This window comes from Streptomyces sp. NPDC024017 (assembly GCF_040638895.1).
GTDB lineage: Bacteria > Actinomycetota > Actinomycetes > Streptomycetales > Streptomycetaceae > Streptomyces.
Genome location: NZ_JBEZYZ010000010.1, coordinates 182,482 through 197,619, shown reverse-complemented (window position 1 = coordinate 197,619; position 15,138 = coordinate 182,482). Strand labels below are relative to the sequence as shown.

At 72.0% G+C, this 15,138-nt stretch carries 17 protein-coding genes and 6 tRNA genes; 14 read left to right on the top strand and 9 right to left on the bottom strand.

What is annotated here, in order from left to right:
* Positions 1 to 140: 140 nt before the first annotated feature.
* The 3 genes from cobA to AB0G20_RS26990 all read left to right on the top strand — a co-directional run bounded on the left by cobA (position 141) and on the right by AB0G20_RS26990 (position 3,760).
* A complete protein-coding gene (gene cobA / locus AB0G20_RS27000) occupies positions 141 to 1,382 on the top strand; it encodes a uroporphyrinogen-III C-methyltransferase (protein WP_361306724.1) in 1,242 nt (413 codons plus the stop codon).
* Positions 1,383 to 1,446: 64 nt separating this feature from the next.
* Entirely contained in the window at positions 1,447 to 2,265 is an 819-nt protein-coding gene (locus tag AB0G20_RS26995) for an RNA methyltransferase (RefSeq protein WP_361306723.1), read from the top strand.
* 127 nt (positions 2,266 to 2,392) lie between these two features.
* Positions 2,393 to 3,760 carry a cytochrome P450 gene (locus AB0G20_RS26990; RefSeq protein ID WP_361306722.1) on the top strand — a complete coding sequence of 456 codons (1,368 nt, stop codon included), beginning with the start codon at positions 2,393 to 2,395 and terminating at the stop codon, positions 3,758 to 3,760.
* Positions 3,761 to 3,895: 135 nt separating this feature from the next.
* Here AB0G20_RS26990 and AB0G20_RS26985 read toward each other — a convergent pair whose 3' ends face one another.
* The gene (locus AB0G20_RS26985; RefSeq protein WP_361306721.1) at positions 3,896 to 5,359 is read right to left on the bottom strand and encodes a serine/threonine-protein kinase; all 1,464 of its coding nucleotides are present in this window, start codon (positions 5,357 to 5,359) and stop codon (positions 3,896 to 3,898) included.
* Positions 5,360 to 5,554: 195 nt separating this feature from the next.
* Between AB0G20_RS26985 and AB0G20_RS26980 the strand changes: the two genes are divergently transcribed.
* The 4 genes from AB0G20_RS26980 to AB0G20_RS26965 all read left to right on the top strand — a co-directional run bounded on the left by AB0G20_RS26980 (position 5,555) and on the right by AB0G20_RS26965 (position 7,793).
* The gene (locus AB0G20_RS26980; RefSeq protein ID WP_031112035.1) at positions 5,555 to 5,794 is read left to right on the top strand and encodes a hypothetical protein; all 240 of its coding nucleotides are present in this window, start codon (positions 5,555 to 5,557) and stop codon (positions 5,792 to 5,794) included.
* Between the two features lie 235 nt (positions 5,795 to 6,029).
* A complete protein-coding gene (locus AB0G20_RS26975) occupies positions 6,030 to 6,239 on the top strand; it encodes a hypothetical protein (RefSeq protein WP_361306720.1) in 210 nt (69 codons plus the stop codon).
* Positions 6,240 to 6,487: 248 nt separating this feature from the next.
* Positions 6,488 to 7,423 carry an aminoglycoside phosphotransferase family protein gene (locus tag AB0G20_RS26970; RefSeq protein ID WP_361306719.1) on the top strand — a complete coding sequence of 312 codons (936 nt, stop codon included), beginning with the start codon at positions 6,488 to 6,490 and terminating at the stop codon, positions 7,421 to 7,423.
* 79 nt (positions 7,424 to 7,502) lie between these two features.
* Positions 7,503 to 7,793, top strand: a complete 291-nt coding sequence (locus tag AB0G20_RS26965) for a zf-TFIIB domain-containing protein (protein WP_361306718.1) — start codon at positions 7,503 to 7,505, stop codon at positions 7,791 to 7,793.
* 50 nt (positions 7,794 to 7,843) lie between these two features.
* On the opposite strand, the gene AB0G20_RS26960 is transcribed toward AB0G20_RS26965, so the two are convergent.
* The 5 genes from AB0G20_RS26960 to AB0G20_RS26940 all read right to left on the bottom strand — a co-directional run bounded on the left by AB0G20_RS26960 (position 7,844) and on the right by AB0G20_RS26940 (position 8,310).
* Positions 7,844 to 7,915: transfer RNA gene (locus AB0G20_RS26960), tRNA-Val, on the bottom strand.
* Between the two features lie 43 nt (positions 7,916 to 7,958).
* A tRNA-Val gene (locus AB0G20_RS26955) sits at positions 7,959 to 8,030 on the bottom strand.
* Positions 8,031 to 8,054: 24 nt separating this feature from the next.
* Positions 8,055 to 8,126, bottom strand: a tRNA-Val gene (locus AB0G20_RS26950).
* Between the two features lies 1 nt (position 8,127).
* Positions 8,128 to 8,201, bottom strand: a tRNA-Cys gene (locus AB0G20_RS26945).
* 36 nt (positions 8,202 to 8,237) lie between these two features.
* Positions 8,238 to 8,310 (bottom strand) — tRNA-Gly (locus AB0G20_RS26940).
* A gap of 176 nt (positions 8,311 to 8,486) precedes the next feature.
* Here AB0G20_RS26940 and AB0G20_RS26935 point away from each other — a divergent pair.
* The 3 genes from AB0G20_RS26935 to AB0G20_RS26925 are packed head-to-tail and all read left to right on the top strand — an operon-like array spanning position 8,487 to position 11,227.
* A complete protein-coding gene (locus tag AB0G20_RS26935; protein ID WP_361306717.1) occupies positions 8,487 to 9,530 on the top strand; it encodes a chorismate-binding protein in 1,044 nt (347 codons plus the stop codon).
* On the top strand, positions 9,527 to 10,348 hold the full coding sequence (locus AB0G20_RS26930) for an aminodeoxychorismate lyase (RefSeq protein WP_361306716.1): 822 nt from the start codon (positions 9,527 to 9,529) through the stop codon (positions 10,346 to 10,348). Before AB0G20_RS26935 ends, AB0G20_RS26930 begins: the two co-directional genes overlap by 4 nt.
* A 54-nt stretch (positions 10,349 to 10,402) precedes the next feature.
* Complete coding sequence (locus tag AB0G20_RS26925) at positions 10,403 to 11,227, top strand: GNAT family N-acetyltransferase (protein ID WP_361306715.1); 825 nt, start codon at positions 10,403 to 10,405, stop codon at positions 11,225 to 11,227.
* Between the two features lie 25 nt (positions 11,228 to 11,252).
* Here AB0G20_RS26925 and AB0G20_RS26920 read toward each other — a convergent pair whose 3' ends face one another.
* Positions 11,253 to 11,777: a DsbA family protein gene (locus AB0G20_RS26920; RefSeq protein WP_361306714.1), complete on the bottom strand. Its 525-nt coding sequence runs from the start codon at positions 11,775 to 11,777 to the stop codon at positions 11,253 to 11,255.
* Positions 11,778 to 11,953: 176 nt separating this feature from the next.
* Here AB0G20_RS26920 and AB0G20_RS26915 point away from each other — a divergent pair, with 176 nt between their 5' ends.
* Positions 11,954 to 12,394, top strand: a complete 441-nt coding sequence (locus AB0G20_RS26915) for a hypothetical protein (protein ID WP_361306713.1) — start codon at positions 11,954 to 11,956, stop codon at positions 12,392 to 12,394.
* Positions 12,395 to 12,551: 157 nt separating this feature from the next.
* Positions 12,552 to 12,728 carry a hypothetical protein gene (locus AB0G20_RS26910; protein ID WP_248508179.1) on the top strand — a complete coding sequence of 59 codons (177 nt, stop codon included), beginning with the start codon at positions 12,552 to 12,554 and terminating at the stop codon, positions 12,726 to 12,728.
* An 84-nt stretch (positions 12,729 to 12,812) separates the two neighbouring features.
* Here AB0G20_RS26910 and AB0G20_RS26905 read toward each other — a convergent pair whose 3' ends face one another.
* A complete protein-coding gene (locus AB0G20_RS26905) occupies positions 12,813 to 13,373 on the bottom strand; it encodes a CGNR zinc finger domain-containing protein (RefSeq protein WP_361306712.1) in 561 nt (186 codons plus the stop codon).
* Positions 13,374 to 13,663: 290 nt separating this feature from the next.
* A complete protein-coding gene (locus AB0G20_RS26900; RefSeq protein ID WP_004002642.1) occupies positions 13,664 to 14,077 on the bottom strand; it encodes an SsgA family sporulation/cell division regulator in 414 nt (137 codons plus the stop codon).
* A gap of 191 nt (positions 14,078 to 14,268) precedes the next feature.
* Here AB0G20_RS26900 and AB0G20_RS26895 point away from each other — a divergent pair, with 191 nt between their 5' ends.
* Positions 14,269 to 14,727 (top strand): TIGR02611 family protein, encoded by a 459-nt coding sequence (locus tag AB0G20_RS26895; RefSeq protein WP_361306711.1) that lies wholly within the window; start codon positions 14,269 to 14,271, stop codon positions 14,725 to 14,727.
* 76 nt (positions 14,728 to 14,803) lie between these two features.
* A tRNA-Val gene (locus AB0G20_RS26890) sits at positions 14,804 to 14,875 on the top strand.
* Positions 14,876 to 15,138 lie beyond the last annotated feature (263 nt).

Genomic DNA, 15,138 nt, shown 5'->3' with positions numbered 1-15,138 from the left:
AGGACGGAACGCCCGCCCACGCACCCACCGGCAGACGGCCGGGGTGCCCAGTCACTGGACCACCCGCGCCGCTCTCACTCCTGCCCATTAAAATCCGCACGTCAGGGCACTGAACACCGCCGCAACAGGAGCCGCACCTCATGGCCGAACACCCCGCCTACCCCGTAGGCCTCCGCCTCACCGGCCGCCGCGTGGTCGTCCTCGGTGGCGGCCAGGTCGCCCAGCGCCGCCTCCCGGCCCTGTTCGCGGCAGGCGCGGACATCCTCCTCGTGTCCCCTGAGGCGACCCCCTCGGTCGAGGCGATGGCGGACGCCGGCGAGATCACCTGGCACCAGCGCCCGTACCAGGAGGGCGACCTCGCGGACGCCTGGTACGCGCTGATCGCCACCAGCGACACGGAAGCCAACAGCAGGGCTTCGGCCGAGGCGGAACGCCACCGCGTCTGGTGCGTCCGCTCCGACGACGCCGACCTGGCGACGGCCTGGACCCCCGCCACCGGCCACAGCGAGGGCGTCACGGTCGCCGTCCTCACCACCGACGCCAAGGGGCGCGACCCCCGCCACACCGCCGCCATCCGCGACGCGGTCGTGGAGGGCCTGCGTGACGGCACGCTCGTCGCCCCGCACCACCGCACCCGCACCCCCGGAGTCGCCCTGGTCGGCGGCGGCCCCGGCGACCCGGACCTGATCACCGTGCGCGGCCGCCGCCTGCTGGCCGAGGCCGACGTGGTCATCACGGACCACCTCGGCCCGCGCGACCTGCTCGCCGAGCTGTCCCCGAGCGTCGAGGTGATCGACGCGGCGAAGCTGCCCTACGGCAGGTTCATGGCCCAGGAGGCCATCAACACTGCCCTGATCGAGTACGCGAAGCAGGGCAAGTCGGTCGTGCGGCTCAAGGGCGGCGACCCCTTCGTCTATGGGCGCGGCATGGAGGAGGTCCAGGCCCTGGCCGAGGCCGGCATCCCGTGCACGGTCGTGCCCGGCATCTCCAGCTCGATCTCGGTCCCGGGTGCCGCCGGCATCCCGGTGACCCACCGGGGCGTCGCCCACGAGTTCACCGTGGTCAGCGGCCACATCGCCCCCGACGACGAGCGCTCCCTGGTCGACTGGCCGTCCCTGGCCAAGCTGACCGGCACGCTGGTGATCCTCATGGGGGTCAGCACGATCGGCAAGGTCGCCGAGACGCTCATCGCCCACGGCAAGTCGCCGGACGCACCCGTCGCCCTGGTCCAGGAAGGCACGACAGCCGGTCAGCGCCGCGTCGACGCCACTCTCGCGACGGTCGCGGAGACCGTGCAGAGCGAGGACGTGAAGCCCCCGGCGGTCATCGTCATCGGCGAGGTCGTGAAGGTCGGCCCCGCGGCCCCCGCGCCCCGAAAGTAACCCCGGGTAACACAACCCGTACCGAGCCGTTGGCACCGCACCCAGGACAAGGCAGTATCACCCTGTGGCCGATCTCATCACCGTCGAGGATCCCGACGACCCGCGTCTGCGCGACTACACCGGCCTGACCGACGTGGAACTGCGCCGCAAGCGCGAACCCGCCGAGGGCCTGTTCATCGCCGAGGGCGAGAAGGTCATCAGAAGGGCCAAGGAAGCGGGGTACGAGATGCGGTCCATGCTGCTCTCGGCCAAGTGGGTCGACGTCATGCGCGACGTCATCGACGAACTCCCCGCCCCGGTCTACGCCGTCAGCCCGGAGCTGGCCGAACAGGTCACCGGCTACCACGTGCACCGCGGCGCGCTCGCCTCCATGCAGCGCAAACCCCTGCCCACGGCCGCCGACCTCCTGCAGACGGCCCGCCGCGTCGTCATCATGGAGTCGGTCAACGACCACACCAACATCGGCGCGATCTTCCGCTCGGCCGCCGCCCTCGGCATGGACGCGGTCCTGCTCTCGCCGGACTGCGCGGACCCCCTCTACCGCCGCAGCGTGAAGGTCTCCATGGGCGCGGTCTTCTCCGTCCCGTACGCCCGCCTGGACACCTGGCCCAAGGGTCTGGAGTCGGTCCGCGAGGCGGGCTTCACCCTCCTCGCCCTCACCCCCGACGAGAAGGCCCGGCCCCTCGACGAGGCCGCCCCGCACACCATGGACCGTGTGGCCCTCATGCTCGGCGCCGAGGGAGACGGCCTGTCCACCCAGGCCCTGGTCGCCGCCGACGAGTGGGTCCGCATCCCCATGTCCCACGGTGTCGACTCCCTCAACGTGGGCGCGGCGGCGGCCGTGGCCTTCTACGCCGTGGCCACCGGCCGGCCCCTGGGCTAGGGCCTGTCTCCTCCCCTCCCAACCAACTCGTCCCACGTGGCGCAGGACACGTTCATCGACAGGATTGCGCTGGGGAAAGGTCAGGGAAGTCATAGGGGCGCCCATGATTGCCGTGAAGGGATGACCCGTGACGTCCACTGCGCCTCCCCCGATACCCCGAGCCGCAGGATCGTTTCCGCTCATCGGCCACGCTCTGAAGATGCGCGACAACCTCGGCTTCATCGACTCGCTGCGCGAGACACGGGAACCACTCGTCGAGATCGTCCTGCAACCCGGGACGCGCACCATCGTGGTCCAGGACCCGGCCCTGATCCACCAGATGCTCAAGGCCCTGGGGCCCACCCTCGACAAGGGCCGGCTCTACGACAAGCTGGGCCAGCTGCTGGGCGACAGTGTCGTCACCGCCATCGGCCGGAACCACGTACGCAAACGCCGCCAGCTGCAACCGGCGTTCGCCCACACCGAGATCAGCCGGTACGTCGACATCATGCGCGCCGAGGTGACGGCCACGGTCGCCGACTGGGAGCCCGGGCGGAGCCTCGACGTACGCGAGGCGATGGTCGGGCTCAGCCTCGACATGCTGGCCAAGACGGTGTTCGCCGGCAGCCTCGACGACGCCGTCTTCCGCCGGCTGCGCAGCGACCTGTCGGTGGTGTTGAACGACGTCGGTGTGCGCATCATGCTGCCCGACTGGGCCGAGCGCCTGCCGCTGCCCTTCAACCGCCGCTTCGACCGGGCCCAGGCCGGCGTACGCGCCACCATCAACGCCGCCGTCGACGAACTGCAGGCCTCCGGGCACGACACCGGGGACATGCTCTCCATGCTGCTGCGCGCCATCGACGAGGAGACCGGCGAGCCGCTGACCGGGCATCAGATCTGCTCCGAGATCCTCACCCTGGCCGTGGCGGGCACCGAGACCACCGCGTCGGTGCTGTCCTGGACCCTGTACGAACTCGCCCGCCACCCCGGCATCGAGGACCGGGTCCTGGCCGAGCTGGACGAGGTCCTCGGCGAACGGCCGGTCACCTTCGACCACGTGACCCGGCTGCCGTACCTGAACCGGGTGATCACCGAGACCCTGCGGCTGCACCACCCCGGCTGGCTGGTCACCCGCCGCACCACCGAGGAGACCCGGCTCGGCGAGTGGACGCTGCCCCCCGGCACCGAACTGGCCTACTGCCAGCACGCCCTGCACCGCGACCCCGAGCGCTTCCCCGACCCGCACACCTTCGACCCGGACCGGTGGACCGACCCCGCGCAGGAGCCTCCGCCGGGCGCGTTCCTGCCCTTCGGGGACGGCAAGCACAAGTGCATGGGGGACCGTCTCGCCCTCACCGAGATGGTCACGGCGCTCGCGACGATGCTGCGTTCGGTACGGCTGGAACTCGCCGAGGGCCAGGCCATCCGCCAGGTCGCCCGGCTCACCGTACGGCCGCGCAGCCTGCGGATGACCGTCCGCCCCCGGAACCGTCCCCGAGCCGGGGCCGGCCTCTAGCGCGTGTCTCCGCTCATTCCAGACCGCTCACAGCGGCTGATCAGATGGGCCGGCGACGGCATCCGGAAGATGATCCTCGCAGGCCAGGCGGGTGATGCACCCAACTTCGAGACGGCCATCGTCGCCCAACGGCCGCTACGGCTTGAAGCCCCGCGGGGCGCCGTCCTGCTGGACGTGCTCCTGCCGTACCCCGCCCCCGTCGCCGCCGAGTCCCCGCGCCGGGCCCTGACAGCCCTGCACCAGAGCGATACCGACCGCCACCAGCAGCGTCACCACGACGAACACGAACAGCCGCTGCCGCAGCAACCGCGGATTGGCGGGCCGCAGCCCGGTCCCCGTGTTCCTGGACGCCGGGCGCCCGGTGCCGCTGTGCGGGGCGGGGCGGCTGCCACTGCCCGACCGCGTGCCGCCCCGCCCGGTGGGCGTCGGCCGCGACCCGGACCGCGACGGGTTGCCGCCACGCGAGGCGCCCGCCCCGCGCACCGGAGTCCTGCCGCGGGACCCGCCCCCCGTGGACCGGTTGCCGCCCCCGGTCGCCCGGGCTCCGCCGCGCCCATCGGTCCCGCTCTGGGAAGCCGGACCGTCCGGCGACGGATGGCCGTCCCGGGACGGGGAGGAACCCCGCGGCGGGGGAGTGCCCCGGCCCCGCTGCGCCCCGGCCGCCCCGGCACCCTGCTGTCCCTGCGGACGCCGGGTGCGCTCGGGGTAGGTGTCGGCGGGCCGCTCGGTCTCGGCACCGCGTGGCGCGGGCGGCCGGACGCCGGCGAGGTCCTGCGACTCCCGGGCCGCGATCTCCTTGAGCCGCAGCGACAGTTGGAGCGTGCTGGGCCGCTGCTCGGGGTCCTTCGCCAGGCACGCTCGGACGAGCGGAGCCAGCGCATCGGGCACGCCGTGCAGCTGCGGCTCCTCGTGCACCACGCGGTACAGCATCACCTCGGAACTGCCGTGCCCGAAGGGCGAGTCGCCCATCGAGGAGTACGCGAGCGTGGCACCGAGCGAGAACACGTCCGTGGCCGGGGTGACGGCGGCCCCGCGCACCTGTTCCGGCGCGAGGAACCCCGGCGAGCCGACGGCCGTGCCGACATGGGTGAGCGTCGAGGCGCCGGTGGCCCAGGCGATTCCGAAGTCGATGATCCGCGGCCCCTTCGGGGACAGCAGGATGTTGGACGGCTTCAGGTCCCGGTGCACCACCCCGGCCTCGTGCACCGCGACCAGGCCCTCCGACAGGGCGGCACCGACGGCCGCGACATCGGCAGCGCCGAGCGGTCCCTCGGCTGCGACCTTGTCGTGCAGGGAGGGGCCCGGCACGTACTGCGTGGCGAACCAGGGGCGGTCCGCGTCGAGGTCGGCGGCCACCAGCCGGGCCGTGCAGCCACCGCGGATCCGCCGGGCCGCCGAGACCTCACGGGCGAACCGGGAGCGGAACTCCTGATCCTCCGCCAGGTCGGGCCGGATGACCTTGAGCGCGACCCGCTGCCCCTTCTTGTCGGAGCCGAGGTAGACCACGCCCATCCCGCCCGCGCCGAGCCGTCTGTGAAGCCTGAACGAGCCGACGACGCGCGGGTCCTCGCGCCTCAGGCGCATCATCGCCATGTTCATCCCCGCTGCCCGGTCCTGTGACGAGCCACAGCTTACGTTTCCCCGGCCGCCCGCGCGCAGAGGCCGCGCCCTCTCACAGTGATGGATTGTCAGTGGTGGGTGGGAGACTTGAAAGGTGGTCAGGGAGGGCGCGAAGAGGCGGACTTCGCGTGGTGAGTGATCCCAACCACCCGTCGCAGAAGGGGGATTGGTCCTGTGAAGGGTGATCGTGTGGAGATAGTCGTGGACGCGGGGGACACGACGCGCACGTATGAGGTGGTGGCGAGCAGGGCGGGCCGCAGGGTGGAGACGGCGGTGCGCCGAGGTGTCGTGGAAGTGAGCGAAGTCACCCGAAGCGGGACGGTCGTACGTACCGCCCGCTTCATGGCGAATCGGGTGCTGGCCCTGGTGGAGCAGCCGATTCCGAGGGAGGAGAGCTCGGACAAAGAGGGGTGATCCGGGCGCCCCGTCGGGGAAGACCCTGAGACCCGCACCCCCGTCTCCACCCAGGGGAGTACATCGCAGGTGGCGGCTCATCCTCCGGGAGGCCCGGCAATCGGTACGAGGGCATGACGCCGGGGGAGGGCCGGACGCCTAGATTTGAGGTCAAGCGGCGGGTGGCAGCACTCGTCCCCCGAGGTCAGACGCCCGCCGCTGCCAACGACAACTGAGAACGGTCAGGAGAGGGACCATGGCCCAGACGGCTCCGCGGACGCTGCTCCGCGAGGAGGGACGCAAGGCGTACGCCGCCGCGTTCCGCTCCCGCCGCCAGGGCCGTCGCCACCCGGTGGTGGCGACGCTGATGGCCCTTCCTCTGGCGGTCCTGCTCCTCCTCGTCTTCGACGGGTGGGAGACAGTGGCCATACAGGCGTCGTCCGTGGGCGAGATGCTGGGGCGCTGAGCGGCGACCCCAGGCCCGGAAGAGCGGTCCGGGCGGGGACATCCCGACCATGAAACCCCGTGGGGACGGGGGTGCGGCGGACGGCACAAATGCCGGCGCAGCTGGGGAGCTGCGCCGGCATTGCTGTTGCCTCGGGCGGTTGCACCGCCATGGCTCCGCCGGATCGAGCACCCACCCGGCGCCGACGCCGAGCACCTGATGCCGACAGCCCCTCACCGCGCACCTCACCCCCCGCGTACCCTCACCCCGTGACTCCCGCCCCACTCCTGCAGGCCCTCACGGCCAAGGCCCGAGCCGCCGCCCACGCCCGCGCAGCGGCCTGCCCCTGCGGAGCGGCCACTCTGGCGGACCGTCCCGACGGCCTCGTCGTCCGTCACGCGACCACCGTCGCGAAGGCCCACCCGCCGGGCACCACCTACGCCGAGCTCACGAGCCGCCTGGCCGTCGCCACCCGCCACCCCGGCCTCCTGCTGCCCCCACTCGACCCGACCCCGGTCGACCTGCACGGCCGCCTGGTGACGTTCTGGCCGTACGGCACCCCCGTGGATCCCGACGATCCGGACGCCGCCCCCTGGGAAGCCGCCGCCACGCTCCTCGCCCGCCTCCACCGCACCCCGGCCCCGGAGGGTCTGCCCGTCATGCGCGGTCCCGCCAAGGCGGCCCGGGCCATCGCCCGGCTCCGCGAGGCCGGCCCGCACCCCGCAGTCGCCCCCGTCCTGCGCGCCTGGGCCGCCCTCCCGCCCTGGGCCCGCGCCGAGACCCCGATGCCGGACACCGGCACCCTCTGCCACGGCGACCTCCATCTCGGCCAGCTCATCCGCCACCCCGCTCCGGACGGCCCCTGGCTGCTGATCGACGTGGACGACCTCGGCGTCGGCGTCCCCGCCTGGGACCTCTCCCGCCCCGCCGCCTGGTACGCCTGCGGCCTGCTCCCGTCCGACGCATGGACCCGGTTCCTCACCGCCTACCGGGAGGCCCGCGGCCCCGCCGTCCCCGCCCAGGGCGACCCCTGGCCCGCCCTCGACGTCCCCGCCCGCGCTCTCACCGCGCAGACCGCGGCCCGGGCCGTCGCCAAGGCGGTCGCGGCCGGCCGTCCCCTGGACGAGGTGGAGCAGGCGGTCGTGGACGCCTGTGACCGAATGGCTACCGTCCCGGCACAGTTGGCGCAGGAACACGCGAAGTAGGGTGCAACCGACTACAGCGGGACAGAGTCTGTCCTGGCGAGATGTGAAGCAGGACCGACCGGCGAGGAGTTGAACGACCATGCAGTGTCCGAAGTGCCGTGCGCCGATGCACACGTACAACCGCAACGGTGTCCAGATAGAGCAGTGCAGCGGCTGCCGCGGGATCTTCCTCGACTACGGCGAGCTGGAGTCGCTGACCCGCCTTGAGGCCCAGTGGTCCCAGGGCGCCCCGCCGCCCCCGCCCGCCCCGCAGGCCTACCCGGCCCCTCCGGCCCCCGCCTGGGGCGCCCCGCACGGCGGCCACGGCCACCACGGCCATCACGGTCACCACCGCAACAAGAGCTTCGGCCGCATGCTCTTCTCGTCCTGACATGCCAGAAGCCCCCCAGCCGCGAACGGCCGGGGGGCTTCTGTGTGGTGTGGACGATACTGGGATTGAACCAGTGACCTCTTCCGTGTCAGGGAAGCGCTCTCCCGCTGAGCTAATCGTCCTCGGGACCATGACCACTCAGAGCAGCGGATCATGGGCACTGCGTGCGCGATACTGGGATTGAACCAGTGACCTCTTCCGTGTCAGGGAAGCGCTCTCCCGCTGAGCTAATCGCGCGGGTTGGGATCTTGAGAGATCCAGTGGACGATACTGGGATTGAACCAGTGACCTCTTCCGTGTCAGGGAAGCGCTCTCCCGCTGAGCTAATCGTCCTTGGAGGTGGAGACGGGATTTGAACCCGTGTAGACGGCTTTGCAGGCCGTTGCCTCGCCTCTCGGCCACTCCACCAGGAGTGTAGGGGGCCGGGAAGCCCCCTCTTCCTCGAGCGGACGACGAGGTTCGAACTCGCGACCTCAACCTTGGCAAGGTTGCGCTCTACCAACTGAGCTACGTCCGCCTGTCGTTTCGGTCCGCCCTCGCGGCCCGGCGACGTGTTGAACTCTAGCGGATTCCCGGGCCAGTACAAAAACGCGTTTGTGCAGCGTGCTGCGCTTCCCCTGCTCAGGGAGGTCACGGGCCGCCTGACGGGACATCCTCCGGTCGCCCGCGGGAACCCGCCATAGACTCGACAGCGTGCTCGACCTCCCTCCTCTCGCCCGCTTCGGCGACCGCGTCGCCACCGGGCTCCTCGACGTCACCGACGATCCCGAAGCCCTGGAATCCAGCGGCTTCTGGGCCGTCTGCGCCGACTTCGAGGGCCGTCTGACCTGCGCCCGTTTCGCGGAGGTCCGGACGGCGGACGTGCCCGCTCCCGTGCCCGGCGCTTGGCGCGGCCCGGCTGCCGGTGACTGGACGTCCTCGCTCGACCGCGCCGCGTACACGGCCGCCGTACGGCGGATCCGCGAGCACATCGCGGCCGGCGAGGTGTACCAGGCGAACCTGTGCCGGGTGCTGTCCGCGCCCGTGCCGCCCGGCGCCGACGTGGACGCCCTCACCGCGCTGCTCGCCCGCGGCAACCCGGCACCGTACGCAGGAACGATCCGCCTGCCCGGGCACGGCGTGGAGATCGCCACCGCCTCTCCCGAACTGTTCCTGCGGCGCGAAGGCCGGGTCGTCGAGTCCGGGCCGATCAAGGGCACCGGCCGTACGGAGGCGGACCTGCTGGAGAAGGACTACGCCGAGAACGTGATGATCGTGGACCTCGTCCGCAACGACATCGGGCGGGTGTGCGCCACGGGCAGTGTGACGGTGCCTGATCTGTGCGCCGTCGAGAAGCACCCCGGGCTGGTCCATCTCGTCTCGACGGTCCGCGGCGAGCTGGGAGAGGGGGCCGGCTGGGCCGAGCTGCTCGGCGCCGCCTTCCCGCCCGGCTCGGTCACGGGTGCGCCCAAGTCCAGCGCGCTGAGGATCATCGACGCGCTGGAGACGGCGCCCAGGGGGCCGTACTGCGGGGGGATCGGCTGGGTCGACGCCGACCGGGGGGTCTCGGAGCTGGCCGTCGGCATCCGTACCTTCTGGATCGACCGGGCCGACGGCGTGCTGCGTTTCGGCACCGGCGCGGGCATCACCTGGGGCTCCGACCCCGAGGGGGAGTGGCGGGAGACCGAGCTGAAGGCGTCCCGGCTGCTCGCGATAGCGTCGGGAGCGTATGAGGTGAGTGGAGAGGACCTGACGTGAAGATCTGGCTCGACGGCGGGCTGCAGGACAGCGAGTCCGCCCGCGTCTCCGTCTTCGATCACGGGCTGACCGTGGGCGACGGCATCTTCGAGACCGTGAAGGCCGTGAACGGCCGGGTGTTCGCGCTCACCCGGCACCTCGACCGGCTGACCCGCTCCGCGCGCGGCCTCGGCCTGCCGGACCCGGACCACGACGAGGTACGCCGCGCCTGCGCCGCCGTCCTCGACGCCGTCCCCGTGCCGCTCGGCCGCCTCCGCATCACCTACACCGGCGGCCACGGCCCCCTCGGCTCCGACCGCGGCGAGCACGGCCCGACCCTCGTCGTCGCCCTCGGCGAGACTACCCGCCGGCCCGACTCCACCGCCGTGATCACGGTCCCCTGGACCCGCAACGAGCGCGGCGCGCTCACCGGCCTCAAGACCACCTCGTACGCCGAGAACGTCGTCGCTCTCGCCCGCGCCCGTGAACAGGGCGCGTCCGAGGCCCTGTTCGGCAACACGGTGGGGCAGCTGTGCGAGGGCACCGGGTCGAACGTCTTCGTCGTCCTCGACGGCGAGATCCACACGCCGCCGCTCGCCTCGGGCTGCCTCGCGGGCATCACGCGGGCGCTGACCGTCGAATGGACCGGCGCCAAGGAGACCGACCTGCCGCTGGACGTCCTGGAGCGGGCCGACGAGATCTTCCTGACCTCCACCCTGCGGGACGTGCAGGCCGTGCACCGGGTCGACGGCCGTGAGCTGCCCGGCGCGCCGGGCCCGGTGACCGCCAAGGCGATGCGGATCTTCGAGGAGCGGGCCGGGAACGACCTCGACCCCTGACAGCCCCCGGAAATTCGGCTGACCAAGGCCGTGGTTGCGGGTAGAACACCCCTGATGACCACGACCCTGCGGCCGATCGAGCCGCTTCAGCAGAATGCCGACGGGACGCGCTCACGCCGCTACCAGGTGTGCGTGAACAGCCGTCCCGTGGGGGCGATACACCTCGGCACGCACCCTGTGTTCGGCACCGCGGTGGCCCGGATCATGAAGCTGCACATCGACGAACCGGACCGCAGGCGAGGCCGGGGCACGGTCGCCGCCCTCGCCGCGGAGGAGGTGGCGCGCGGCTGGGGGTGCCGCCGCATCGAGGCGTCGGTCCCCGCCGCATCCGAGGCGGGGCTCCGGCTCGCCACGGCGCTCGGCTACGTCGTCCGCAACCGCGGCATGGAGAAGCAGCTCGGCGACACCCCGCCCGACCTGCCGGAGGGCAGCCGCGCCCGGCCCATGACCGAGGCGGAGTTCGGCCCCTGGCTGGAGAAGGGCAAGGAGGACTACGCGCACAGCTGGATGGAGCGGGGCGTCCCGGAGGCCGAGGCCCGGGCCAAGTCCGAGCGCGATCACGCCACCCTGCTGCCCGACGGCCTGGCCACCGCCGGCATGCTCATCAGCGTCGTCGAGCACCTGGGGACACCGGTGGGCACCCTGTGGCTGGCGATGCGCCGGAGCAGCGCGTTCGTCTTCGACGTCGAGACCGACGCCGCCCACCGGGGGAAGGGCCACGGCCGCACCCTGATGCTCCTGGCCGAGGCCCAGACGATCGCCGAGGGCCGGCGGACCCTCGGCCTCAACGTCTTCGCCGGCAACGCCCCGGCCGAACGGCTCTACGCCTCACTCGGCTACGAGACCGAGCAGTACGCCATGTACAAACCGCTGTTGTAGCGGCCCGGCAGCCTGGGGCGGGAGGTCAGCCCACCTGCCCGGCCAGCAGCCGGTCCGCGATCTCCTCGATCCGCTCGCGCAGCCCTTCCTGGCTCTTGCCCCCGTCGAGCCGCTCACCGCCGATGACGTACGTCGGGGTGCCGGTCACGCCGATCGCCTTGCCCTCGGCCTGGTCGGCGTCCACGACCAGGATGTGCCGGCCGTCGACCAGCGCGGTGTCGAACTCCTCGGCGTCCAGGTCCAGTTCGCGGGCCACCTCGACCAGGAAGGGTTCTCCCTCACGGGCCAGCTCCTCGACCCGCCCCAGCAGGGCCTCGGCGTACGGCCATCCCCGGCCCTGCTCCCACGCCTCCTCCGCGGCCTGGGCGGCGGCGAAGGCGTGCTTGTTCTTCTCCAGCGGGAAGTGCCGCAGCCGCACGTCCAGACGGTCGCCGTAGCGGGCGCGCAGGGCACGGAGGTCGTCCAGCGCGGTGCGGCAGTCCGGGCACTGGAGGTCGCACCACACCTCGAGGACGGGGGCGGCGGAACGGTCGGGGGATGAGTCGCTCATGCCGACAGTCTCCCAGCAGTCGTGACCGGCGGCGCAGCCCGCACCGGCACCTGCGGAGGAGGTGACCCGGAGATGTCCCTGATGTCGGGCCGGAGCATGGCCCGCCGGGGTACGGCGGGTGCAGGATGGAAGGGACGAAGTGCCCCGACCCGACCGCGCCACGCCTGGAGGACCGGATGATTGCCGAGACCGTCTGCTCCGCCGTGTCCGCGGCGGGCCTGGGCATTGCGGTCGTCGCGGCGTACCGCAAGCGCTACCTCACCGCGGTCCGCATCGCGGCCTACTCCCTCGTCCCGATCGGCCTGGTGATGACGGGGGTCGTCGAGTGGCTGGCCGACACCGCGTTCAGCCCGACGGCCTGGGCCGGGTTCGGGGTCCTCGGCGTCGCGTGGGTGCTTTTCATGACCACACGAGCCGTGGAGCGCCGCCGCGGCGGCACCCGCAAGGAGCGCAGGGCGGCGGCCCGCGCGGCCGACCGGCCCGATGCGGTGGCCCCGGCTGCCACGGCTCCCTCCCTGGGGCAGGGCTCCCGCCCGGCGTCCCGGCCCGCGCCCGCGTCCCGCGGCGACGAGGACTTCAGCGACATCGAGGCCATCCTCAAGAAGCACGGCATATGACGGAGCAGCCCGCCCGGGGCTGAATCGTCACAGTGGGTCCGCCCGCGCGCGGAAGTGATCACAACCCGACCCGGACCTCACGGAATCGGCGCACTCCCGCACGCAACGAGGGCGCTGATCGCGTCCGGTGGGGCGACTGCGTCATCATCGCCGCGAGATGCTGGACACGACGAAACAGAGCGACCCCGCACCGCCGCAGGACGAGCCACGTCCCCGGCAGGACGAGCCACGTGGTTGCCTCTTCGCCCTATCCCAGCCACCGCTGATGATCTTCCTGGCGGTGATCGGGAGTCTGCTGCTCATGGCCTCGTTGCACGATCTGCTGTTGCTGTGAGCCTGACCCGCGGTACCCGGCGTCACCCGCCGGGGCCGCGTCGGCACCGATGTCCTCCGTAGCTCCGCGGCCCGGCGACGGCTGTCAGCCCGCCGCCTCCTTGCGGCGCGCCCGGTACGCGGCCACGTGCAGGCGGTTTCCGCAGGTGCGGCTGTCGCAGTACCGTCGCGAGCGGTTGCGGGACAGGTCGACGAAGGCGCGCCGGCAGTCGGGCGCCTCGCACCGCCGCAGCCGCTCCTGCTCACCGGCGACCACGAAGAACGCCAGCGCCATCCCGCAGTCGGCGGCCAGATGATCGGCGACGGAGGCACCGGGCGCGAAGTAGTGCACATGCCAGTCGTAGCCGTCGTGGTCCGTGAGCCGGGGCGTGGTCCCGGCGGCCGCGACCAGCTCGTTGATGTGCCCGGCGGCGGCCCGGGGGTCGGGGGCGGCGAAGACGGCGGCGAAGCGCCCGCGGATCTTGCGCACCGCGGAGAGGTCGAACTCCGAGAGCACCCCGACATCGCTGATCTCGTGGTTCCGCACGAAGTCCGCGAGGGCCGCCACGTCCGGCAGCCCGTCCGACGCCGTGTCGTCCTCCGGTGCGGTGTTCACCAGATCCACCACGGTGTCGAGGGCGCACCGGGTGTCGTGGGTGATCAGCACGATTCGCTCCCTGGCCTGAGGGTCGGGCGGGCGCCCGCCGATGCTGGCCGATGGTAACGGCTCCACCGCCGCCGGACCGCCCTCATGCCCGCACATGGCTTCGAATACAACGCCGCCGGGCCCGCCAGGGTTCCCGCGCGACGACAGCGGGGGAGGGGCGCTCGCACGCGAACCGGCGCCGTGCCGCGTGAGCCGCGGTACCGGCGCCGGTGTCATCCCGTATGCGGTTGTCCAGGCCCGAGCCGTCTCCCCGAGTCGACGGCGCCGGGCGGCTTTGTGGGGGCCTCGCCCTAGCTTTCCGCCAGGATGTGCGAGAGCTCCTGATCGAGGTCGAAGTGCCGGTGTTCCGTGCCGGGCGGCACGGCGGCGTCGGTCCGCTTCAGGAAGGACTCCAGGGCCCGTGCCGGGGCCTCGAGAAGGGCCTCGCCCTCCGGCGAGCTCAGGGCGATGCACACGACGCCCTGACCGTGACTGCGCGACGGCCAGACGCGGACGTCGCCGGTGCCCGTAGGGCGGTGAAGCCCCTCGGCGAGGAGGTCGCGGGCGAACACCCACTCGACGGTTTCCTCGGCTCCGGTGTGGAAGGTGGCGTGCACGGCGTAGGGGTCGGCCGTGTCGTACCGCAGGCCTGCGGGGACAGGCAGGGAGGACTCGCTCGACACAACGAGGCGCAGGTGCAGCTCGCAGCTGACCGTGGTGTTCATAAGCGCCAGGGCCTTTCGCTCAGTGTGCGCTCGGGGATTCGCACGTCGGCGAAATCGACATGCCACCTACGGTGCCGTTGTAAACCCCTCTGAGTGTTTTGCGTGCCTTTACGTAACTCTTCCGGCCGAGAGATCGTTCGCGTCGTGCGTCCATTCCGGTGACTGGTTTCGCTCGGGTAGTGTTTGGCCGTATGAATACGGGGAGTAACGAGCCGGGCGAGGTGGCCGTGGCGTCGGACGAGACGGGGACGGACGAGGCGCACGGCATGCAGGACCGTGCGCTCGGTTCACGGGCGCCGGAATTCATCAAGGCCCGTCGCGCGCTGCATGTGAGCTGGCAGGTCGGCGTTTTCATCATCGGTCTCGCGGTCGTCGTGGCCGGCATCATCATGCTGCCCCTGCCCGGGCCGGGCTGGGTCGTGATCTTCGGCGGCATGGCGATCTGGGCGACCGAGTTCGTCTGGGCCCAGCTGGTGCTCCGCTGGACCAAGCGGAAGGTCACCGAGGCGGCCCAGCGCGCCCTCGATCCGAGGGTGCGGCGCCGCAACATCATCCTGACGTCGATCGGCCTGGTCATCGTGGGCGTACTGGTCGGTATCTATCTGTGGAAATTCGGCATCGTCATGCCGTGGAAGATCAAGGACCAGTGAGCGACGACCGGGGTGCGGGTGCCGGTCGGCTGGTCACAGGCACCCGCTGACATGGGGTAATGTTCTTCCTGCGTCCGGGCGATTAGCTCAGTGGGAGAGCGCTTCGTTCACACCGAAGAGGTCACTGGTTCGAACCCAGTATCGCCCACCCGGACCGGCGGCCCACCTGCGATTACGCAGGTGGGCCGCCGTCGTTGAATCCGCTTGGGGGCGTCGGGCTGGGCCTCGGCGAGCGGCCGGGCTGAGGGCGCCGGGCGCCTGACTGCGGCGTGGCCGGAACTCTCCCCTGCCGGGCCGCTCACACCCGGTGCCGAGCGCGTTGCAGCCCGGGCCGCTGGTGAGGCTGAATTTCGCCTGCGGGGGCTGCTGGCTCCCTCTGCCGGTCAGGGGCGGGTCGGGAGCTCTGCGTAG